Origin of the sequence: Acinetobacter legionensis, assembly GCF_048551735.1 — a bacterium.
Taxonomy (GTDB): Bacteria; Pseudomonadota; Gammaproteobacteria; order Pseudomonadales; family Moraxellaceae; genus Acinetobacter.
In genome coordinates this window covers 83118-104763 of sequence record NZ_JBIMBV010000012.1, presented here as the reverse complement: position 1 = coordinate 104763, position 21646 = coordinate 83118, and the positions used below count along the sequence as shown (strand labels likewise).

Annotated in this window: 20 protein-coding genes; 7 read left to right on the top strand and 13 right to left on the bottom strand. The window is 41.7% G+C overall.

Annotation, left to right across the window (positions count from 1 at the left end; translation table 11 throughout):
• Positions 1-323: 323 nt before the first annotated feature.
• The 11 genes from ACG9ZL_RS12515 to ACG9ZL_RS12465 all read right to left on the bottom strand — a co-directional run bounded on the left by ACG9ZL_RS12515 (position 324) and on the right by ACG9ZL_RS12465 (position 13742).
• Entirely contained in the window at positions 324-1364 is a 1041-nt protein-coding gene (locus ACG9ZL_RS12515; protein WP_419360237.1) for an NAD(P)-dependent alcohol dehydrogenase, read from the bottom strand.
• Between the two features lie 179 nt (positions 1365-1543).
• Positions 1544-2725, bottom strand: a complete 1182-nt coding sequence (locus tag ACG9ZL_RS12510; protein ID WP_419360236.1) for a maltoporin — start codon at positions 2723-2725, stop codon at positions 1544-1546.
• A 187-nt stretch (positions 2726-2912) separates the two neighbouring features.
• Positions 2913-4427 carry an aldehyde dehydrogenase (NADP(+)) gene (locus ACG9ZL_RS12505; protein ID WP_419360234.1) on the bottom strand — a complete coding sequence of 505 codons (1515 nt, stop codon included), beginning with the start codon at positions 4425-4427 and terminating at the stop codon, positions 2913-2915.
• Positions 4428-4458: 31 nt separating this feature from the next.
• Positions 4459-5457: an ABC transporter permease gene (locus ACG9ZL_RS12500; RefSeq protein WP_419360233.1), complete on the bottom strand. Its 999-nt coding sequence runs from the start codon at positions 5455-5457 to the stop codon at positions 4459-4461.
• A gap of 49 nt (positions 5458-5506) precedes the next feature.
• Positions 5507-7036, bottom strand: coding sequence for a sugar ABC transporter ATP-binding protein (locus ACG9ZL_RS12495; protein WP_419360231.1), 1530 nt, complete (start codon positions 7034-7036; stop codon positions 5507-5509).
• A 46-nt stretch (positions 7037-7082) separates the two neighbouring features.
• Complete coding sequence (locus tag ACG9ZL_RS12490; RefSeq protein ID WP_419360229.1) at positions 7083-8192, bottom strand: sugar ABC transporter substrate-binding protein; 1110 nt, start codon at positions 8190-8192, stop codon at positions 7083-7085.
• A gap of 241 nt (positions 8193-8433) precedes the next feature.
• Positions 8434-9147 carry a ribose 5-phosphate isomerase A gene (rpiA, locus tag ACG9ZL_RS12485; protein WP_419360227.1) on the bottom strand — a complete coding sequence of 238 codons (714 nt, stop codon included), beginning with the start codon at positions 9145-9147 and terminating at the stop codon, positions 8434-8436.
• 46 nt (positions 9148-9193) lie between these two features.
• The gene (locus tag ACG9ZL_RS12480; RefSeq protein ID WP_419360225.1) at positions 9194-10033 is read right to left on the bottom strand and encodes a MurR/RpiR family transcriptional regulator; all 840 of its coding nucleotides are present in this window, start codon (positions 10031-10033) and stop codon (positions 9194-9196) included.
• 39 nt (positions 10034-10072) lie between these two features.
• Positions 10073-10720, bottom strand: coding sequence for an HAD family hydrolase (locus ACG9ZL_RS12475; RefSeq protein WP_419360223.1), 648 nt, complete (start codon positions 10718-10720; stop codon positions 10073-10075).
• 16 nt (positions 10721-10736) lie between these two features.
• Entirely contained in the window at positions 10737-12254 is a 1518-nt protein-coding gene (gene xylB, locus ACG9ZL_RS12470) for a xylulokinase (RefSeq protein WP_419360221.1), read from the bottom strand.
• Between the two features lie 3 nt (positions 12255-12257).
• Positions 12258-13742, bottom strand: a complete 1485-nt coding sequence (locus tag ACG9ZL_RS12465) for an aldehyde dehydrogenase family protein (RefSeq protein ID WP_419360219.1) — start codon at positions 13740-13742, stop codon at positions 12258-12260.
• A 291-nt stretch (positions 13743-14033) separates the two neighbouring features.
• Here ACG9ZL_RS12465 and ACG9ZL_RS12460 point away from each other — a divergent pair, with 291 nt between their 5' ends.
• From ACG9ZL_RS12460 to tatC, 7 genes are all read left to right on the top strand, one after another.
• Complete coding sequence (locus tag ACG9ZL_RS12460; protein WP_419360217.1) at positions 14034-15179, top strand: fumarylacetoacetate hydrolase family protein; 1146 nt, start codon at positions 14034-14036, stop codon at positions 15177-15179.
• Positions 15179-16132 (top strand): C-terminal binding protein, encoded by a 954-nt coding sequence (locus ACG9ZL_RS12455; protein ID WP_419360215.1) that lies wholly within the window; start codon positions 15179-15181, stop codon positions 16130-16132. The genes ACG9ZL_RS12460 and ACG9ZL_RS12455 overlap by 1 nt, the downstream gene beginning before the upstream one ends.
• Positions 16133-16158: 26 nt before the next feature.
• Positions 16159-16920: an SDR family NAD(P)-dependent oxidoreductase gene (locus tag ACG9ZL_RS12450; protein WP_419360213.1), complete on the top strand. Its 762-nt coding sequence runs from the start codon at positions 16159-16161 to the stop codon at positions 16918-16920.
• Between the two features lie 22 nt (positions 16921-16942).
• Positions 16943-17068, top strand: a complete 126-nt coding sequence (locus ACG9ZL_RS12445) for a hypothetical protein (RefSeq protein ID WP_419360211.1) — start codon at positions 16943-16945, stop codon at positions 17066-17068.
• Between the two features lie 353 nt (positions 17069-17421).
• Positions 17422-17640: a Sec-independent protein translocase subunit TatA gene (gene tatA / locus ACG9ZL_RS12440; protein WP_419360210.1), complete on the top strand. Its 219-nt coding sequence runs from the start codon at positions 17422-17424 to the stop codon at positions 17638-17640.
• Positions 17641-17658: 18 nt separating this feature from the next.
• Complete coding sequence (gene tatB, locus ACG9ZL_RS12435; RefSeq protein WP_419360208.1) at positions 17659-18144, top strand: Sec-independent protein translocase protein TatB; 486 nt, start codon at positions 17659-17661, stop codon at positions 18142-18144.
• The gene (gene tatC / locus ACG9ZL_RS12430) at positions 18141-18926 is read left to right on the top strand and encodes a twin-arginine translocase subunit TatC (protein WP_419360206.1); all 786 of its coding nucleotides are present in this window, start codon (positions 18141-18143) and stop codon (positions 18924-18926) included. The genes tatB and tatC overlap by 4 nt, the downstream gene beginning before the upstream one ends.
• A 70-nt stretch (positions 18927-18996) precedes the next feature.
• Here the strand turns inward: tatC and ACG9ZL_RS12425 are convergent, their stop codons facing one another.
• Together ACG9ZL_RS12425 and ACG9ZL_RS12420 are read right to left on the bottom strand one after the other, a co-directional pair.
• The gene (locus tag ACG9ZL_RS12425) at positions 18997-20112 is read right to left on the bottom strand and encodes an NAD(P)-dependent alcohol dehydrogenase (protein WP_419360204.1); all 1116 of its coding nucleotides are present in this window, start codon (positions 20110-20112) and stop codon (positions 18997-18999) included.
• 33 nt (positions 20113-20145) lie between these two features.
• Positions 20146-21600, bottom strand: coding sequence for a benzaldehyde dehydrogenase (locus tag ACG9ZL_RS12420; protein WP_336954078.1), 1455 nt, complete (start codon positions 21598-21600; stop codon positions 20146-20148).
• Positions 21601-21646 lie beyond the last annotated feature (46 nt).

Sequence of the window (21646 nt, the reverse complement as noted above, 5' to 3'; positions counted from 1 at the left end):
TGGTCGCTTTTTAGTATTATAAAATATGAGTCACTCGTCTAGATCTATTTGTGTTATTTAAAGATATATCATGTGATATTTTTATTTATAAGCTTTGAATAGGTGTTAAAGTTCTTCTGTTGAATTAAATAAATCCTCTCTGTTTTTGAGTTTTAGATTGTGAGTATACAATATAAGAAAGTTACCTTTATTGATTAATATCTGATCTCATACACATAAATATAGAACCACTTTAAGATTCAATTTATTGAATATTTCTAAACACTTCATTTTTAAATATAAATATCCCACCTCACATATCTAAGTGACTAATAATTAATAAATTACCGCTCAAAATCAATAATAATTTTAATCACATCTGCAGGTGCCGATGCTGCCAACTTAAATGCCTCAATACTTTGATTAAAATGAAAATTTTTTGAAATTAGAGGCTTCACATTAATTTGACCAGAAGCAAGTAGAGCGATAGAACGTTCATAATCATTTGCATAACGGAAAATTGAAATTGTCTCAATCTCTTTGATCTGCATGGCAACAATATCCATTGGTACGGGTTGTTGGGGCATCCCAACAAAAACCAGTTTGCCTGCAGGTTTTAGACAATCTGGCGCTGCTGCAATTGCACTTGCATGACCACTACAATCGACAAATATATCTGCACCACCAGCAAAGTGTCGCTGCACAAAGCACTTTAAATCCTCCTGTGCGACATTACACGCAATTAAACGCCCGCCATAATGCTGCACTAAAAAATCCAACTTCTGTTGTTTTATATCCGTGATGATAACTTGACTACAGCCTGATGCGAGTAATGCTAATGCCATTAAAGCACCAATCGTCCCAGCACCAGCAACCACAGCAGTATCACCAGGTGAAATACCCACTTTGCGAGCCACATGTACACCTGAGGCCAAAGGTTCAACCAGCACTGCTTCTTCGAGGCTGATATGGTCTGGCAACTTAAAAGTTAAATTTGCAGGATGAACCACAGACTCTCGTAACACACCATGCACAGGTGGTGTAGCCCAAAACTGAATATTTGGATCAAGATGATACCGACCTTGCATCGCTTCTTGAGAATTTGGCTCAAAAACCCCTGGCTCCATACATACACGATCACCAATACTTAAATGCTTAACTGCCGAACCCACTTCAATGATCACCCCACTCGCTTCATGACCAAGGATCATCGGAGCATTGACAATAAAATCACCAATCCGTCCATGCTTATAGTAGTGAACATCACTCCCACAAATGCCCACTTTAGCAATATTGATGCGGACATCAGTTGCGCTTAGATATTCATTGATCTCAATATCACGAATTTGCAGTTTATCTTTTTCTTCCAGTACCAATGCTTTCATTGTGATTGCTTCCTTGGGTGTTGTTTTGCATTGTTGCTTTTTTTGTTTTGACTTTCTTCTGTTGCTGACGTATTCCACTGTGGTTGTATTGCAATGGTTGATGCCATTTTTAATTGAATCACATTGTTAAAAACGAGCGATCTTAAAAGACCACTCTTTTTTAATAATCAATCAAAGCATTACCACCAATATTCCAATTGAGCACCAAAATTTGAACCATGGCTAACATTCTGAAAATTGTTATTCGGCATAGCCAAATCCCTCATTTTTTGTTCATTATCATTCCAAAATGCATAGGTGTAATAGAGGCGAAGTTCTGGACGATCATAATAACCCGTACCTCTCATAGACCACGTTGGTGCAAGCGTGAGTTTGGTCAGATTGCGAGTCTGGTCATTTGCTTTAATTTGGTCATAGCCAATTTCAGTTGAAATTTTAAAATGATCTTGAACCACATATGCCACCCGAGAGCCCACTGAAATCCAATCACGATCTTCTTGATTCTTTAGTTGATCTTTTTGATAAATAAATTGAGCTTGCCCATTGAATTTCTTACTGTCTGAAGTCCAATCCAATATTTCAAGAAAGCGCAGTGAAGAAGTATCACGATCCAGTTCAGGGTTTCCGGTATAACTCAACCCGATCCCAGCGCCTTGACCGTATTGTAGCGCCACGGTATTTTTACCATTCAATACCTCAGCCGTGACATTTTGCACAGTCAGAGCCCAGCCCATGTCATCTGCATCAATCAATGACAAACCAGTATTGATTTTATTTTTAGAACCAATTGGAATCCCTTTCACTGTCACATCATGTCGATTAATATATTTTTCCTGAAATACATTATCTTTTCGGGAAAACACATAACTTAAGGACAAATCATTGATTTTATAATCATCAATACCGAAGCCAGTAGCACTCTGATTCCAATAAAAGAAATCAGACATGTGAATGTCATTACGTTGATAAAATCTCCTGCCCGCCCAGACATTTGCCCCATTCAGATAGGAAATATTCCTCCAATCCAAATAAATCTGGTTCATTCGGGTAAAACCATTATTGTCATTAAAACTTAATGTTTGCCCATATTGGTTATAAAACTGAAGCATTCCGTTGATGTTAATCTCGGAATTATCTTTGAGTTTTATAAGGTTCTGTTTTGCAAATAATTCTCCATATTGTTCACATTCATTTCCAAGACGATACTTGGTAGGAGCACCAGTGAGTTGAAAACATTCTTGCGTTTTTCCATTTTCAGTTGCCCCTATTCCAGTACGGAAATAGCCACCAAATTCAATAGCAGATGCAATCTGAGACAATAAAAAAACCGTTGTTCCAACAATCCATAAGTTTGTTTTCATTTTAAATTCCTTTTTTAAGCATGAGTTTGCCTTATCCCCTGATATACTCAGTTGGATAGAATAAGAACATCACTCGTTAGAATTTTATTTATTTCATTTGAGCCTAGATTTTAATGATGAGATAAAACCATCTCCTTTAATTCATCTCATTGCCTTTATTTTCAAGCACATTGCACTTGATTTTTACTTAACGTAAATCCACAGGAAGTAAGTCTTCCGCAATATTTTGATAACACACAGGACGCATAAAGCGACGAATCGCCAGCGTGCCTACAGAGGTTGCGCCAAAGTTTGTTGAAGCTGGATAGGGTCCACCATGAACCATGGCATCACATACCTCAACCCCAGTTGGGAAACTATTTGCAAGAACACGACCTGCTTTACGTTCCAGCACAGGCAGTAATTGATTTGCAACATGATGATCTGCTTGATCAAGATGAAGCGTACAGGTAATCTGCCCCTCAAGGGACTTGGCCACTTGCATCAATTCACCCATATCCTTAACAATAACCACTAAACCGAGTGGTCCAAATACTTCTTGCTCTAAGGTCTTATTTTCCAACCAGACTTTTCCTGTTGTGACAAACAAATATGGACTTGCATTGCGCAACTCACAGTTTGAAGTGAAGACTTCGTCTACACCTGCTGTGTTTGCCAAACGTTGTTGCCCCTCACGATAAGCCTTAGCAATAGCATGGGTTAACATGACCTGTGCTGGAATAGACTCAAGTGTTTCCACGGTAGTTTGAATAAATGCATCTGCTTCTGAACCTTCAATCAATACTGCAACCCCAGGATTAGTACAGAACTGACCAGCACCTAATGTCAATGATTCAGCCCATCCTTTTGCAATTTCAGCGCCATGCTTTGCAATCGCATTTGGCAAAATAAACATTGGATTGACAGAACCCAGTTCACCAAAGAACGGGATCGGTTCTGGGCGCGTCACACAAAGGTCGTATAAAGCACGCCCACCATGCAACGAACCTGTAAATCCAACAGCTTTGATCAATGGGTGTTGTACCAAGGTTTGACCGACATCTAATGTTCCACCATGTAACAGACTAAATACGCCAGCATGCAGACCACATTTTTTAATTGCAGCATGAATTGCTTCAGCAACGATTTCCGCTGTACCCGGATGAGCCTCATGTCCTTTAACCACAACTGGACACCCCGCAGCCAATGCAGATGCTGTATCACCACCTGCTGTTGAAAATGCCAGTGGGAAATTTGACGCACCAAACACTGCAACAGGTCCAATTGGACGTTGTATCAAACGAATGTCTGGACGTGGCAATGGCTTTCGATCCGTAAGTGCAACGTCATGACGACGATCCAAAAATTCACCTTTCAATATATGAGCAGCAAATAGTCGAAGTTGCCCCACAGTACGTCCACGCTCTCCTTCCAGCCGCGCCTTCGGTAAACCTGTTTCTAGGGTTGCAATCTGGGTAATCGCATCGGCCCTTACTTCGATTTCATCAGCAATAATATTTAAAAAACTAGCTCGCTCCTCAAGCGCTGAATAGCCATAAGACCAAAATGCATCTTCAGCAGCCTGGCAAGCTTCATTAATAAGTTCACCATGACCAATAGAAAAATTAAATTTTGAACCTTCGGTAGGTTCATTGCTAAAGGTCTGATCAGTAGCAACCCAGTTCCCTGCGATTAAGTGCTTACCATGTGGTTTAAAAGACATTGTGCTATTTTCCTATACCAAGTTGAGTAAATTAACCAAAATAACGGACGCGGAAAGCATCAATCAGTACAGCAATGAAAATCATGATTCCACCAATCATTCCGACATAAAAAGATGGAACGTTAATAATCGCAAGTCCAACTTGAATGATCGTAAGTAGTAATACACCACCTAGCACACCTTTCACATTGCCACGCCCACCAAACACACTGACACCACCAATAATTGGTGCCGCAATCGCATAGAGTAGATAACTTGATCCCTGATTTGATGTAATCGCCATTTGCCATGAAGCCAGTAAAAACCCTGCAAGTGCAGCAAGAAATCCTGAAATGGTATAAGTCATGATCTTGATACGCTTAACTCGAATCCCAGCAGAGAGTGAGGCAGCAGGATTTCCGCCTACAGCATAGATAGAGCGACCTAAAACGGTATGCTTGAGCATCACGCCAATAATCAACAACATGATCAGAAACACCACAGGCATTATTGGCCAAGTACCTAAAGTTGCTTGCCCAATCCAGGTATAACCTTCCGCAAAATTATTGAGAGTTTTTCCTTGTGTTAAGGCCAAAAGCGCACCCTGAAGAATAATCATCATTGCTAAGGTTTGGATGAGTGCAACCATTTTTAATTGGGTGATACACCAACCGTTAAAGAACCCAATAAAAGTCCCGACCAATAAACCCAGTAAAATCGCCGCAAACCATGGCAATCCCCAATCAGAATAAGCAAGCGCACCAACAGCTGCGGAAAAACCCGCATTTGCTGGAATTGAAAGATCGATTTCAGCAATCAATAGAGGTAATGCTACAGCCAAGCCCAAAAGACCTAAAACTGTTGCCTGTACCATGATATTTTGTAAATTAAAAATGGTGAGAAAATATTCATTAAATGCACCAAAGATGATGACCAAAGCAATCAACCAAATCCAAACAACATTGTGGAGTACCCATCCTAAAATTTCTCGTGTATTTTTCTTTGGTGTAGCCGTTGGGATCTTATTATCTACTGCTAGTTCATTACGCATTGCATCTCTCCTTACTCATTCCGTCTATCCTTCTCATGGTCTAGTGACATCATGCTTGAACAGATGCACGTAGACGGTTGACAGTAATATCCTTACCCGTCAATGTTTCTTTTACAGTCCCTTCATCAAAAATACAGACTCGATCAACCACACGTACCAATTCATCCATATCTGTTGAAACAATGATGACAGCAACACCAGCACGACTCAGCTCATCAATAATGCGCAATACATCTTGCTTCACCCCAATATCAATTCCACGTGTCGGTTCATCCACCATCAGCAACCGTGGTTTTGCTGCCAGTACTCGTCCTAGGCAAACTTTCTGCTGATTACCACCGCTCAATGTATCCACTGCATATTCAGCATTGGGAGCTTTCACCCCCATTGCGTTAAAATAATGCGTGATCACTAAAGCTTCTGCCTTTCCATCGATAAAACCTGACTTAGATCGAAGTGATAAAGAGGAAAGTGCGATATTAGAACCAATGGACATTTGTCCAACTGCACCATCATGACGACGATCATCTGAAAGATAAGCAATTCCCATATCAAAGGCTTCGTGAGGGGATGTTGCTAAAGGCCGAGCGTCTTCTCCACGCATTGAGATCAAGCCTTTTGCAGGATGTAATCCAAAAATTGCTCGAGCAATTTCTTTTGCACCTGCGCCAGGTAGACCTGTAAATCCAATCACTTCGCCTGGACCAATCGTCAGTTGATCCAATGCCAAATCTTTCCCATATATATTTTTTAAAGAAACTGCTGGCGTTTGACCGGTGTAATCACATCGCTCCCGTTGAAAAAGTGCAAGGTCTCTCCCAATCACCAATTCAGTCAGTTGTTCAGATGTCATGTTACTCACGTTTTCAGAACCGCCTGCCAAACGGCCATCACGTAATACGGTCACTGCATCACAAATTTCAAGAATTTCATCGTTATAATGTGAAATAAAGATGAACGTCACACCCGTTGCTTTTAATTTATGCATAAAATCAAATAATTGACGGCGATCAGCGACTGTTAACGCAGCTGTTGGCTCATCCAAAATAATCACACGGCCACCAGAGAACATCGCCCGTAAAATATTCAACTTACGTCGCGCCACCGCATTTAAATGACCTGCTAACGCTTTGGCATCAATATTCGTTCCTTCAAGCATGCGACTTGCATTACGACATAAAGTTTTCCAATTGATAAAACCCTTTCTATTCGGCCAAATACCCAACATCAGATTTTCTTCTGCTGTCATGTTATCGATGATCATCGGCTCTTGTGTCACTAAAAAAACACCCGCAGCCTCCATTGTCTTCACATCAACATGCGCAAGTATTTGATCATTTAAAATAATCTGCCCAGATGTTGGAGTGACTTGTCCCGAAATGATGCCAACCAGTGTGGATTTACCCGCACCGTTTTCACCAAGCAGTCCATGAATAGAACCTTTTCGAATTTCAACTGTCACTCCGCGCAAAGCTTGAACCACACCATAGCTTTTAGTCACATTTTCAATTCTTAGAATCTTCTCATCAATTGCCTTTTCTATATTCCATTCATGTAATCCCATTTTTTCTCTCAACATTCCTTATTTGTCACCATTGGAACAAGTCTTTCACCCTAAATACTAATTAAGCATATGGAATGCCCCAATCCTTCTCGGCCACAGTCCCCCAATGTCTTGTATCACTCGCATTTTCCTTATTGATGACAAAAGCAGGAATAATCAGTGTTGGTCCTGTCTTACCCTTTACAATTTCACCCCTTTCCCAAAAGTATTTTTTGTTTTGATATTGACCCAAAGGAACTGCTTCATTCTTCAATGAATGTTTAGTTAACATCTCAACAGCAATCTCGCTATAAGCAATTGGATCTTGTGATACACAAGCATCCATATAGCCGTCTTGAATCCATTTCAAAGCAATTGGCTCACCATCAATCGTCACAAAAATAACATGGCCTTCCTCACCGACCTTCTTCCAGCGATTTCTTTGTTGCAATGCAGTTGCAATTCCGCGCGCAGGAGAGTCTGAGGGGGCATGTACTGCATCAAGATCCGGATGCTCAGATAAGGTTGACAGTGTCACCGCAAGCATTTTTTCAAGTTGCCCTTCACTAGGCCGAGACAAGTAAGTAATTTCTGGGTATTTTGCAAAAACTGAATCCATCCCTTCTTTACGTAAACGCCATGCAACGGAAGCTAAAGCACCAAAACAGTTCAAGACTTTACCTTTTGGTTTTCCATACTTTTTGACCAGGCGGCTCACAATTTCCTCTGCGGCAATGACACCGCCTTGAAAGTTATCAAAGCTCACAGTAATTGCGACATCACCGCCATCGGCTGGCGTATCGATGATACCGACTGGAATCTTTTGCTGGTTATAGCGCTGGATTGCAGAAACTATCGCCTGACTATCGATTGAATCTGAAATAATGGCAGATGGTTTTGACAGCAGTAAGCTCTGCCACTGCTCAAGCTGACGGGTACTGTCAAAGTTTGCATTGGTGGCCTGAAAATCACCTGAGTTTGCTTTCACTGCTCGTTTGACTGCTTCTTCTTGAATCACAAAAAAGTAGTAATCAAGACTTTTATTGGAATATGGAATTGAAAGACGAGTTGCAGTTGATGTAGAACGACTACATCCTATAAGCCCTCCCCCCAAACTCAGTCCTATACCTGCTGCAACTGCGCTTTTAAATAGATTACGGCGGGTTATTCCGCCCTGATTTGATTTTGTCATTGGAATATCTCCTTTATTCCTTATCTATTAAATCTAGTAATACTACATTTTTAATTAAACTGTCAATAACATCCCATACAGAATATTTAAAAATAATCTTTAGATACAATAAATAGATACTTAAAATTAAACAATAAAAGCTTAAATATATAATAAACACGGATATTTAAGAGAAATATCAACCATTTTATTCTGGTAAATCGATTTTAGTTTTATAACAATAAAATATAGTTTTACTATATTATCGCATTTTGACGTAAGAGGTCCCATCAAAACACGCCACCACCATCCCCACCGCTTCACGGGTAAACAGACCATTTTCGACCACACCCGGAATTCGATTGAGCTCAATCTCTAATGGTGATGGATCTTTGATTATTGGCCCACAATGGCAGTCTAGAATAAAATGACCACTGTCTGTCACGACGGGTTGCCCATCACGCATTCGACGTTCAATCCGTATATTGTCAATACCATGTTCTGCAAGTACACGTTCAACCATGGGTAAGGTTTGCTTCCATGCAAATTGCACCACCTCAACTGGAAGCGGAAAGCCACCCAAACAATCGACAATCTTGGTTTCATCACAAATACAGATCATTTGTTTAGAAGCATGTGCAATGATCTTCTCCCAAAGCAAACACGCACCACCGCCTTTGATCATATTAAACTGGTGATCAACTTCATCTGGACCATCAATGGTCAGATCAATTTCACCGATCTCATTGGGATCCGTGATTTCAATCCCCACTTGCTGTGCCACCTCAATGGTTGAACGAGAAGTGGTGGTACACGTCAGGGTTAATCCATGTTCTCGGATGTGTGCACCCAACTCTCGAACAAAAAAATGCGACGTCGTTCCAGAACCTAAGCCCAATTTCATCCCATCATGGATAAAATCCTGAATTACTCGGCGTCCTGCTACTTTTTTTGCTTCATCCTGTTGATTACTCATTCAGTACTCCTGTTACTTACGCAGCTTCACTGCTGTTTTTAATCGATCAAATCTTATGCGTGTGCCATAAATCAAGCGCCGGCAATTGATCAGGAAATTGACTACCACTTGCGATTGCAATCGCAGTGACTAACATATTGGTCACCAGATGATGGTTCAGACGTGAAGCCAACGGCGTCATAAGCTCAGTATGCTCATAAGGCTGCACGGCAATCAGCACATCTGAAATCTGCGCCAATGGACTATCATGTGCCGTAATCGAAACCACTTTTGCACCACGTTTACGGGCAATGTTGGCAATCTCAACCATTTTCCGCGTATGTCCAGACTGCGAATAAATCAAAATAACTTCTTCAGGTTTGGCGCTATCGGCATGAATACGTTGGTGCTTTGTACCAAGCAAGGCCTGACAGCGGATACCCAGTCGTTGAAATTTATGTTCTGCATCCACAGCATTGATTTCAGACATTCCTGTAGCATAAATGCCAACCCAATTTGCTGCTTGTAGGCAACCTGCTCCCGCCGTGATTTGCTCTGGCACTAAATCTTCGGCCAAGCGCTGAATTGCATTCAGTGAATTACGGCATGTTTTCCGCACAATATTTTCAATACTGTCATTCGGAATAATTTGCTCATAAGCAAATGGTGCAGATGGCACTAAGCTCTGCGCCAAATGAAGTTTTAAATCCTGATAGCCCTCAAAACCAAAACGGCGACAAAAGCGCATAATGGTTGGATCACTCACAGAACAGACTTCTGACAGACTCGCCATACTCATCTGAATCACTTCAGATGGCGATGTCACCACAAAATCAGCCACACGTCGTTCAGCACGATGCATATTTTCACTTTCTTGAAGAATCCGCTGTAACAAACTGACGGTCATACCACCACACTCCTAGCCGCCACTTGACAGCACATCAAATCAAACTTGCAATAAATCCGCCAAACGACTTAAACGTTGTTTGGCGGAAATTTTCACTTCTGGGCCACCGCCCCAAGGTACAACAAAAAAAGGCACCTCTGCACTCACTGCGGCTTGTTGATCAATGGGTGTATCACCAACATAAGCCCAGCCACCAGAAACTAAATTCATCGCTTCTGCCACAGCGAGTAAATGTTTCGGATCTGGTTTGCAGGCAGGCACAGCATCTGCACCTAATGCAACATCGAATAATTCAGATAAGCCCAACTGCTGCAACACTTTAGCAGTGATCGCATGTGTTTTGTTGGTACAAATACCCAATTTTATACCTGCCGATTTTAATGCCTCAAGATCTTCCCGAACGTGTGGGAAGATTCGGGTATGACCAGCTGGGTTTGCCATATATGCTTGCTGATAACATTCTAAAGTTTGCTGTAATGTCGCTTCGTCATATACAACAGCCAACTCATCTAAAATATCGATAATCAGCCGACGTGGGCCATTACCAAGAAATTTCTCAACAAAAGTTGCTTCAAGCTTTGGCCAGCCATTTTGAGCAAAGCCAATATTTAAAGCCTCCGCAATATCGGGTGCACTATCAATCAGCGTGCCATCTAAATCAAAGATAAATGCAGAATAAACCGTCATAAAAAGCTCCTGAGAATTATTGGTCAAAAATTGGAGAACTAAGCGCAGTGAGCGTTTTCCCCAATATGGGATAGAGACTGCGATACAACTCATGCGCTTGTGCATACACATCAGCAACAACAACATTGGGTTGCTCTCGCGAGATTGCACGAAAGTTTTTAATTGCATTCGATGCATTCGGCCAAACCCCAATTGCCAAACCCGCAACCAATGCTGCGCCAAAGGCTGCACCCTCAGCGGCGCCATCTGTTGTCACGACATCACAACCGAATAAATCTGCTTGAATTTGTCGCCAAAGTGAAGACTTAGCACCCCCACCAGAAGCTTTGATCACATGTTTTTCAATGCCCAATGGCTTCATCAAAGAATACATATCAGCCAAAGCATGAACGGTGCCTTCCATGACGGAGCGGGCAATATCACCACAGTCATGTCGTGCAGTTAAACCAATCAGTGCGCCACGCGCTTTAGGGGCAGCATGAGGACAACGCTCACCGTAAAGATAAGGTAGAAACAGTAAACCCTTCGCACCAGCCGTACTCGCTGTGGCCTTTTCAACAATTTGATCAAATGAAAGATGCTGCCCCCCATTGGCATAACAAAAATTCTCACGAAACCAAGTCATTGCACTGCCAGCATTGAGAGACACGCCCATACAATGCCATTTATCAGCAGCCACATTACAGAAAACCTGCAAACCTCCTTCAGGGTTATCTTGTGGCGAATTTAATGCAGCAGCGAGAATCCCCCCTGTACCAAGTGTAGTTTGCAACTCACCAGGCTCAATAACACCTGAACCAAAAGTTTGAATCACGGAATCACCACCACCACCAGCTACAGGCACCCCTTCTGGAAGGCCAAATAATGCTGCACCTACTGCTGAGACTCGTCCTGAAATCACTTGCGATTCAAATACCGGTGGAAGCATCTCTGGATCAATACCGATCTTTTCGATTAAACCCGTTGCCCATTGTCGTAAACGCACATCAAATAAACCTGTACCAGAAGCATCAGAAACTTCAGTAGCAATCACACCAGTCAGACGTAAACGTAAATAGTCTTTCGGGTTCAATATGGTTCGCAGACGTGCAAACAATTCAGGCTCATGACGTTGCATCCAAAGAATTTTGCCACCTGTATACCCGACTAACATTCGGTTATTGGTAGCAGCAAGCAGTCCATTCAATCCACCAGCCGCCACAGCAATATCATCGCATTCAGTTTGATTACGTTGATCATTCCATAGAATGGCTGGGCGTAAGACTTGCTGTGAAGCATCGAGTGGAACCAAGCCATGCATTTGTCCAGACAATCCAATACACAATATTTGAACGGGTGGCGCTTTTTCCAAGGCTCCAGCCACAGCCTGACGCGCACCTTCCACCCAAAGTTCAGGATCTTGCTCTGTCCAACCTGGTCGAGGTCTGGACAATGGATAAGTTGCGATATCTGCTGAAACAACCTTCCCATCAATATCAATCAATAAAGCCTTACATCCTGAAGTTCCTATATCTATCCCTAGAAGTACTTGCATAAATCAATTCTCCACACCATGGTGTAAACGAACATGTTTGAAATTAAAATATTCAAGCAATCCTTCACGACCATGCTCGTAGCCAACACCACTCTGCTTACGCCCCCCATAAGCAGCATTCATAATTCCAGCATCAACGTTATTAATCGCGACATTCCCATAATCAAGACCCGCTGAAACTTTATGAATTTCTTTCAAATTTTGTGCATAACAATAAGCCGCCAAACCATAAGGGGTATCATTTGCAAAGGTGATTGCGTCATCCAAATGATCAAAAGGTGCGACCCCAACCAAAGGGCCAAAGGTTTCTTCTGTCATGACTTGCATACTATGGTTACAATCCACGATCACAGTTGGGCGGAAAAAATGTCCTTTTGTATATTGAGTCCCTTCAGGAACCTTACCGCCAGCCACTAATCGTGCGCCTTTAAGCAAAGCATCCTGAAGATGTGAACGCGTTTTATCCAAAGGCTCGACAGATGCCATTGCGCCTAAATCAGCAGATGGATTTTCCAAGCCATTATCAACACTCAATGCATCCGCGGCCACAGCAAGTTTAGAGACAAATTCCTCATATACTGAGCGATGAACATAGATACGATTGATGGCAATACAGATTTGCCCACAATTTCGAAAACTTCGACGTACTGCACCTTTTACAGCTGCATCAATATCTGCACTCGCAGTCACGATCAAAGGACAATTACCACCCAATTCTAAAGTCATACGTTTCACTTGAGGGCAGCTTTGCTGTATATGCAAGCCAACTGCGCTTGACCCAGTAAACGCAATTTTATCCACTTGCGGATGCTCTACCAGTGCTTGGCCCACTTGTGAGCCTTTCCCCGTCAACACATTGACAACACCTGCTGGAATACCTGCTTCATGGCATTTTTGTGCAATTGCTAAAGCGGTAAATGGGGTCAATTCAGCGGGTTTAATTACAATGCTACACCCAGCGGCAAGACTGGCACATAATTTCCATCCAACCAATTCAGCTGGATAGTTCCATGGTGTAATTGCAGCAACTACACCAATAGGTTCACGTACAACTAAACTTTGGAATCCGGATTGGTCATTTGGAATAATTTCACCATGTACACGTGTGGTTTCTTCAGCATAAAAATGGCAAGCTTCAGCAAGTTTCAAAATCTCACCTTTCGCTTCATTGACAGGTTTACCTTGTTCAGCCGTCATAATCATCGCCATATTCAAGGCATCAGCAGCAATAACATCACCTAAACGATGCAAAGCTATTGCACGAGTTTTTGGCACAAGCTTAGACCATGAAGCAAATGCATGACGTGCAGCAGAAACAGCCGCATCAATCTCATCAGTTGTTGCTGCAGCAATATGACCAATCACCTCACCCGTTGCAGGGTTTAGCACAGGCAAGCGAGGTCCTTTACCTTTAGAAAATTTTCCATCGACATATAAAGTACCGTCGAATACAGCGATTGATTCAGCTAAAGCATTATTTTTCATCATTTACTTCACGCCTTCCTATGCGAGTAATCTTGTTATTCATTGTTAAAATATATAGTAATACTATTTTTATGCAAGAATAATTTATAAATTATCTGAATATCCTTTGGGAAAATATCAAAATCAATAATAAAAATAAAATAATTTATAAATAAAAAACAATTGTATACACACAAAACCCATAGATATAAACGAATAATATCTGCATATACTCAATACACTACTTGACCAAAGCTAAAATTAAAAAGTAGTATTACTAGATAGAAGAAATGATAAACAAAGGAAGGATTCTCCATGTTACCCACATCACTCAACAGCGCCAAATTGGTTGGACGTGTTTGGCTTCCTCATAAAGGCCCCTCCGTTGTCATCTTACGTGACAATATACTGATTGATGTCACTGAGTCAGTCATCTCAATGGCTGACTTTCTTGATAATGATCCTGCTGGTCGTTTCGACAAAATCAAAGGTGAAGTGCTTGGTAAAGTTGATGATTTTGTGCTTGAACCAGCGGAAATAGGCTACCATGCTGATCATCCTTGCTTACTTGCACCTTGTGACTTTCAATCCTTAAAGGCGTGTGGCGTTACTTTTGCCAAAAGTATGGTTGAACGCGTCATCGATGAACGAACCTCTGGTGATCCTGCTCGTGCCGAAGCATTACGTCAACGTATAGGTACACTGATCGGTGGGAGTTTGTCGAATATTCAAGCGGGTTCTGAACAAGCAGCCGAAGTTAAAGCAACCTTGATTGCTGAAGGTTTATGGTCACAATATCTCGAAGTGGGTATTGGACCAGATGCAGAAGTTTTCACCAAGTCACAACCCATGTCGGCTGTAGGTTATGGCGCACAAGTGGGGATTAATCGGATTTCAGCATGGAACAACCCTGAGCCAGAAATAGTGTTGGCGGTGGATAGCCAAGGCAATATTCGTGGTGCAACGCTGGGCAATGATGTCAATCTACGCGATGTTGAAGGCCGTTCAGCGCTCTTACTCGGCAAAGCAAAAGACAATAACGCATCATGTTCAATTGGCCCATTTATCCGTCTATTTGACTCAGATTTCACCCTTAGCGATATTGAGAATGCCACTCTTCACATGTCTGTAACTGGTGCAGAAGATGGTTTCAGCATGTCGGGACACTCCAATATGGCGGAAATCAGTCGTAAACCAGCAAATCTAGTTGCACAAACCTACAATGACTCGCATCAGTACCCAGATGGCTTTATGTTATTTTTAGGCACCATGTTTGCACCAACACAAGATCGAGAAGGTCAAGGTTCTGGCTTTACCCATAAACCTGGTGACGTGGTCGAAATCTCAACTCCGCTTTTAGGTACATTACGTAATACTGTTGTTTATGCTGATCAAGCACAACCATGGACTTATGGAACCCGTGCACTGATGCGTAATTTAGTAAGACGAGGAGTGCTCTAATGAAATTAGTGGTCACTGATCAAGCCTTTGGCAATACACGACATGAGCAAGCAGCCGCGCAAGTTGCTGGGGCAAGTTTTGCAGCATTTCAATGCCGTAGTGAAGCAGAAACAGTACAAGCCGTTGCAGGAGCAAATGTAGTACTCAACAACTTTGCACCAATGACCCATCGTGTGATGCAGGCCATGGCAGCTGGTGCAACCATTGTACGCTATGGTGTTGGTGTCGATAATGTTGACCTCGCTGCAGCGAAACAACTGGGCATACATGTCTGTAATGTACCTGATTATGGTATTGAAGAAGTGGCAGACCATGCTGCTGCCATGACTTTGATGATGGCACGTAAACTCAACCAGTATGATAAAGGTATACATGCGGGTGAATGGAAGATCGATCAAATGGTTACTGGCGTTCGTTCATTGCGCAATACCACAGTAGGTCTCATCGGACTGGGGCGAATTGCGAAAGCTTATGCCTCACGCCTAGCAGCCTTTGGTTGTCATATTATTGGCTTTGATCCTTATGTCACCGAAGCACAAGCAAAAACGGCAGGTGTTCGCTTGATGTCACAAGATCAAGTGATTTCTTCGGCCCATGTTTTATCACTGCATGTTCCACTGACCCCTGAAACTCGTCATTTAATTGATGCTGAGGCGATGACAAAAATGCCTCAGGGTGCAATCATCATCAATTGTTCAAGAGGTGGATTGATTGATGAAACAGCATTGGCAGCAGCCTTAGTCAATGGACAAATCTCAGGAGCAGGACTTGATGTGTTTGCCCAAGAACCCCTACCAATAGACTCCCCTTTGCGAACTGCGCCTAATTTAATCATGTCACCACACGCAGCTTTTTTTTCAGATACATCAGTGGATACCTTACAACGCTTAGCCGCTGAAGAAGCATTACGCAGTTTACGTGGTGAACCGTTACGATGCTCACTCATCACATAAAATCAGAAAAGACAAAGAGAAAAGATATGGATTATCGCAAGAAAATGGACTTAAGTAATAAACTTGCTCTGGTCACTGGTGCAGGTCAAGGCATAGGCGCAGCAATCGCTGAAGCTCTTGCAGCTACAGGCGCTGAAGTTATCTGTACTGACCTTGTTATGGATCGTGCAACAACAACTGTACAAGCGTTAAAGGCCAAGGGCTATCTTGCACGTGCGGAAAGATTAGATGTCACGAATAGTGCAGCGATTAACGCGCTTGCTCAAGCTTTACCAGCACTAGATATATTGGTATGTAATGCGGGCATTGTAACCAATACTCCGGCTGAGCACATGACAGATGAAGACTGGGATAATGTCATCAACATCAACTTGACTGGCATCTTTAAGACTTGTCGTGGCTTTGCCCGTCAAATGCTAGATGCTGGAGGAGGATCAATCATCAATATTGGTTCAATGTCAGGACAGATTGTCAACGTGCCACAACCGCAATGTCACTACAATGCATCAAAAGCAGGTGTCCATCATTTAACTAAATCTCTTGCGGTTGAATGGGCCCAACGTAATATCCGTGTGAATGCTGTTGCACCCACATATATTGAGACACCATTATTAAAAAATCTTGAAAGCCAAGATAATTTAATGAATCAATGGCTGAATATGACACCCGCTAAGCGTATGGGGCAACCTCATGAAATTGCATCTATCGTCCAGTTTCTTGCTTCCGATGCCTCAAGCCTAATCACAGGTTCAATCATTACGGCGGATGCTGGTTATACCTGTATTTAAGTTATCTGGTTCAGGTCTATTCATGAATGTTGGACCTGACCAACCCTTAAAGGGCTATCAGCTGATTGAAGTATTGGAACAGAATCAAATTATGGAGTATGTTAGAAATGTACTTGATCAGAAATCCCATAAAGAGGTTTGCCCGTGATTCATGTTCAACCATATGAATACACTAATTACAAGAGGTATTACTTAGACAACAACTGAAACATAGCAATGATTATTTTCGATACTATTTCGATATTAAAAGACCATTTAAACAAGAATAGACAAGGGACTGAACGAAATTTAATTGACCATAAAGAGAAAATTTTCTTGTAAATTTATTGGAATTTCCTCTTTTAAAAACTCAACTTAACGTATTAGTTTTAAATACACTCGTTTTAACTGTAACGTCCTAAATGATTAGGATATTTTAAGCAATGACATGAATAAATAGATATTTGTTATCAATACAGTAAAAATTAATTCTCATGGACAGGAATTAAAAAGGAGAAAGCTATGGCTGGTTTATCAATTTGGCATGTACTCATTTTTGCAATTGTAGTTATTTTATTATTCGGTACATCTAAACTCAAAAATATTGGCAAAGATGTTGGTGGAGCAGTCAAAGACTTTAAAAAATCAATGCATGATGAAGAAACAACGGCATTAAAAGATTCAAAAACGCTTGAGCATGAGGAGACTAAGAAACCATCAGATTCAACCATTAATAGCTAAGTTTTAGGGATGATATAGATGTTCAATGTTGGAATGTCTGAACTTTTTGTGTTTGGGATTGTCGCCCTTTTAGTACTTGGGCCAGAAAAACTACCAGAAGCCGCTCGTTTTGCGGGGAAATGGTATGCCAAACTCATGCATTTTGTGAACAATGCCCAACAGGATATTGACCGTGAACTGCGGTTATCTGAATTACGTGAGCAGGTCCAACAAGAAATGCAGCGTATAGCTGAGCTTGAACAAAAAATGCAATCTCAGCTTTTCGAACTACAACAGCAAACGGTAGAAAGCGAAGCAAAAGATCAGACCTATACCAGCACTACTGAAAAAGCATCAAAGTTAAAGAACTTGATTTACCATGACTTGTTGAATGAAAAAGCGTATTACTTCGTATATACACCTCGCTATTTGGAAAACTATTTACAGTATCAACAAAAACCATCTGATGATCATAAAGCCGTGCCAAAAGCCTCGTCTCCTGTAGAATTAAAGGTGATCGCATGAATACACAGCTCCCTCACTCCTCGCACCCACCAGTGATTTCGAAAGAAATAGCATCTGAAGAATTACCGGAAATGCCTCTGACTGAACATTTGGTAGCACTTCGTCAACACTTGTTTAAAACTATAGGGGTTTTATTAATACTATTTTTCTGTTTATTGCCCTTTGCCAATCGAACCTATCAACTCCTATCAGAGCCTTTAAGAGCACAGCTCCCAGCGAATTCCTCCATGATCGCTACAGATGTCACTGCAACATTTATGGCGCCCTTTAAACTTAATTTTTTTGTGGCGATTATGCTGGCAATGCCTTTTATTATTTACCAGCTTTGGAGTTTTATAAAACCCGCACTTTATGAAAAAGAAAGATCACTGGCACTTCCCTTGTTGTTAGGTAGCATCCTATTATTTTACGCTGGGATTGCCTTCGCTTATTTTATTGTACTTCCTTCTATTCTGCATTTTTTCATCAGTGTCTCACCCGAAACCGTCGCACCCATGACCGATATCAATAGTTATCTCAGCTTTTGTTTAAAGTTATTTTTGGTGTTTGGGGTGACTTTTGAAATTCCAATGATCACACTTTTATTGATTTTGATTGGTGTGGTTAGCACTCAAAGTTTAATTGAAAAACGCCGCTTTATTGTGGTGGGCTGCTTCTTTATTGCCATGTTTGTAACACCACCCGATGCCATTTCCATGATTATGCTCGCGATCCCAATGTGGTTATTATTTGAGCTTGGTTTGTTATTTGGAAAATTATTGGAAAAGCGAAGAAAGATCTAAAATAATTTAGAGCACCAAAAAGTTAAAATCAAAGAAATGGCATGCTCATCAATGAGTATGCCATGCAACATTATGCAATTTTAATAATCGGTTTGAGTGTAATACCCTTATGACTATCTATCGCAGCTTGATTGATTTCATCAAATGCATAGAATTTTACAAGTTGGTCAAATGGAAATTTCCCTTGTTGATATAGACGGACTAACTCAGGGATAAATTTCTTGGGCGAACCACTCCCCTCAACGACACCTAAAATAGTTTTCCCACCCAATAACAGATCATTTACATCAAATTGTGCAGTTGTGCCTAATTGAGGTGCACCTACTACGGCGATTTTACCTAAAATCCCCAGCGCATCAACACCTTGTTTTAATATCTCAGGTCGCCCAGTAGATTCCAATGCAAAGTTGGCTCCACCATCGGTAATCTCTTTAATCACCGCCACAGGATCTTGAGTTTTACTATTGATCACATGAGTTACACCCAATTTTTTTGCCAGCTCCAAACGAGATTCAACAATATCAACAGCGATAATGATCGAAGCACCACACACTTTTGCCGCAAGCAAAGCACTCAGACCAACAGCGCCAGCACCCCAAGTCACAAAACTACTGGCTGGTGTCACTTTTAAAGCATTTATACATGCACCCGCACCTGTTTGAATGCCACAACCTAATGGTCCTAATAGTTCGATTGGTACATCTTTGGTCACTTTAACCGTGTTATTTTCACGGCTTAAAGCATAGGTTGCAAAGGAGGATTGGGCAAAAAAATGATCATTAACCACGCCATGATCATGGGTACAAAGTGCATGATTCCCTTCTGAATCTGCCCCACTAAAATTTCGTCCAAAAAACTCTGAACAATAGGCAGGATTTCCAGTATTACATTGGCTACATTTTCCACAATACCCGTAACTTAAAACCACATGATCGCCCACTTGAAGCTCGGTTACATTAGGACCGATCGCCTCGATAATTCCTGACCCTTCATGTCCAAGAACAGCAGGCAGCGGAACCGGGTAATATTGATCACGTACAATCAAATCGGTGTGACACATTCCTGTAGCAACTACTTTTACCAATACTTCATCATCTTGAGGCTGACGTATTTTTAAAGTTTGCAGCTCAAAGTCAGCACCTTTACATGGGGTCACTGCGGCAATAATATCTTTTAATTCACTCATGGTTTAACGTCCTGTAATAATTTATTTAATTGTTTAAAAAGGATAATGTGGCGCTTGAGCCTGTACAGTAATCCATTGCCACTGGGTAAATTCATCGGCATTGGCAGGGCCGCCAATACGCGTACCATTACCTGATGAACCAAAACCACCAAATGGATTGACCGTTTCATCATTTACGGTTTGATCGTTGATATGTAGCAAGCCCACTTTAAGCTTCGCTCCGAGTTGCATACCACGTCCTACATTGGAGGTAATAATGCCTGCTGAAAGCCCATAATCGCCATCATTGGCTAATTCAATGACCTGTTCATCTGAGCTAAACGGGATCAACACCGCAACAGGACCAAAAATCTCCTCACTAAAAATCGGATTATTTGCAGTCACATCGGTCAGTACAGTCGGTTGAAAAAATACCCCATCGGCATGTCCACCGATTTCCAATGTTGCGCCTTCATTAACCGCAGCACTGACCAATTGTTCTACACGTTGTGCTTGTTTGGCATTGATCAATGGCCCAATGGTGACATTCTTGTCACAAGGATTCCCCACCACAAAATTCTGCACTTTTTCAATTACACGCTGTTTGACCTGTTGATAAATTTTTTGGTGAATCAAAATCTTACCTGAGGTCATACAAATTTGCCCCGAATGTAAAAATGCACCCCATGCAATATTTTCTGCAGCCAACTCAATATCCGCATCATCCAAAATAATCAATGAGTTCTTGCCACCCAGTTCTAGGGAAACTTTCTTTAAGGTCTTTGCCGCATTCGCCCCTACAATCCGTCCAACTTGAGTTGATCCTGTAAATTGAATACTGGCAATATTTTTATCCAAAGTCAGTGCTTCACCAACTTCTGCCCCACCTGGCAATACATGTAGTAGTCCCTTGGGCAATCCTGCAAGTTCAAAAATCCGTGCAATCACATAGCCACTGCACACTGCTGTACGCTCATCAGGTTTTAACACCACCGCATTACCAAAGGCCAAAGCAGGAGCCACAGCACGTAAAGCTAAGTACAGTGGAAAGTTAAATGGAGAAATGACCCCAACAACACCTAAGGGCAAGCGTTTCGCTATACTTAATTTGCCATTTTGCGTAGGTAATAATGTGCCCTGTTCAGTTGCAGGTGACGCGATACAATGCTTAAGCACTTGAATCGCTATGCTTACTTCAAAGCCCGCTTTCAGTTGTAAAGAGCCACTTTCCTTAACCAGCCACTCAATCACTTCCGCTTGATTTTCTGTCAGTAAAACAGTAGCTCGCTCAAACACTGCCTGACGCTCTTGATAGTTTAAAGCCCACCATTGTTGTTGGGCGGCTTTGGCTTGTTGTGCAGCACTCACCACATCAGCGGCAGTCGCATAACCGATTTCACCAAGCACTTGACCTGTTGCAACCTCAATCACACTGTAGCTATCTTGGGCAGACTGCCATGAACCGTTAAATAATTTTTTATCCCAAAGCTGTTTTGTGAATATAGACATGATGACCTCTTCAAAATTTATTTAGACAATTGCTTTACTGTTCTAA

What these genes read in the sequence shown, in the direction of transcription:
- ACG9ZL_RS12515 (WP_419360237.1), bottom strand. Translation starts at nt 1,364, where the DNA reads ATGAAAGCATTGGTACTGGAAGAAAAAGATAAACTGCAAATTCGTGAT.
- ACG9ZL_RS12510 (WP_419360236.1), bottom strand. Translation starts at nt 2,725, where the DNA reads ATGAAAACAAACTTATGGATTGTTGGAACAACGGTTTTTTTATTGTCT.
- ACG9ZL_RS12505 (WP_419360234.1), bottom strand. Translation starts at nt 4,427, where the DNA reads ATGTCTTTTAAACCACATGGTAAGCACTTAATCGCAGGGAACTGGGTT.
- ACG9ZL_RS12500 (WP_419360233.1), bottom strand. Translation starts at nt 5,457, where the DNA reads ATGCGTAATGAACTAGCAGTAGATAATAAGATCCCAACGGCTACACCA.
- ACG9ZL_RS12495 (WP_419360231.1), bottom strand. Translation starts at nt 7,036, where the DNA reads ATGTTGAGAGAAAAAATGGGATTACATGAATGGAATATAGAAAAGGCA.
- ACG9ZL_RS12490 (WP_419360229.1), bottom strand. Translation starts at nt 8,192, where the DNA reads ATGACAAAATCAAATCAGGGCGGAATAACCCGCCGTAATCTATTTAAA.
- rpiA (WP_419360227.1), bottom strand. Translation starts at nt 9,147, where the DNA reads ATGAGTAATCAACAGGATGAAGCAAAAAAAGTAGCAGGACGCCGAGTA.
- ACG9ZL_RS12480 (WP_419360225.1), bottom strand. Translation starts at nt 10,033, where the DNA reads ATGACCGTCAGTTTGTTACAGCGGATTCTTCAAGAAAGTGAAAATATG.
- ACG9ZL_RS12475 (WP_419360223.1), bottom strand. Translation starts at nt 10,720, where the DNA reads ATGACGGTTTATTCTGCATTTATCTTTGATTTAGATGGCACGCTGATT.
- xylB (WP_419360221.1), bottom strand. Translation starts at nt 12,254, where the DNA reads ATGCAAGTACTTCTAGGGATAGATATAGGAACTTCAGGATGTAAGGCT.
- ACG9ZL_RS12465 (WP_419360219.1), bottom strand. Translation starts at nt 13,742, where the DNA reads ATGATGAAAAATAATGCTTTAGCTGAATCAATCGCTGTATTCGACGGT.
- ACG9ZL_RS12460 (WP_419360217.1), top strand. Translation starts at nt 14,034, where the DNA reads ATGTTACCCACATCACTCAACAGCGCCAAATTGGTTGGACGTGTTTGG.
- ACG9ZL_RS12455 (WP_419360215.1), top strand. Translation starts at nt 15,179, where the DNA reads ATGAAATTAGTGGTCACTGATCAAGCCTTTGGCAATACACGACATGAG.
- ACG9ZL_RS12450 (WP_419360213.1), top strand. Translation starts at nt 16,159, where the DNA reads ATGGATTATCGCAAGAAAATGGACTTAAGTAATAAACTTGCTCTGGTC.
- ACG9ZL_RS12445 (WP_419360211.1), top strand. Translation starts at nt 16,943, where the DNA reads ATGAATGTTGGACCTGACCAACCCTTAAAGGGCTATCAGCTGATTGAA.
- tatA (WP_419360210.1), top strand. Translation starts at nt 17,422, where the DNA reads ATGGCTGGTTTATCAATTTGGCATGTACTCATTTTTGCAATTGTAGTT.
- tatB (WP_419360208.1), top strand. Translation starts at nt 17,659, where the DNA reads ATGTTCAATGTTGGAATGTCTGAACTTTTTGTGTTTGGGATTGTCGCC.
- tatC (WP_419360206.1), top strand. Translation starts at nt 18,141, where the DNA reads ATGAATACACAGCTCCCTCACTCCTCGCACCCACCAGTGATTTCGAAA.
- ACG9ZL_RS12425 (WP_419360204.1), bottom strand. Translation starts at nt 20,112, where the DNA reads ATGAGTGAATTAAAAGATATTATTGCCGCAGTGACCCCATGTAAAGGT.
- ACG9ZL_RS12420 (WP_336954078.1), bottom strand. Translation starts at nt 21,600, where the DNA reads ATGTCTATATTCACAAAACAGCTTTGGGATAAAAAATTATTTAACGGT.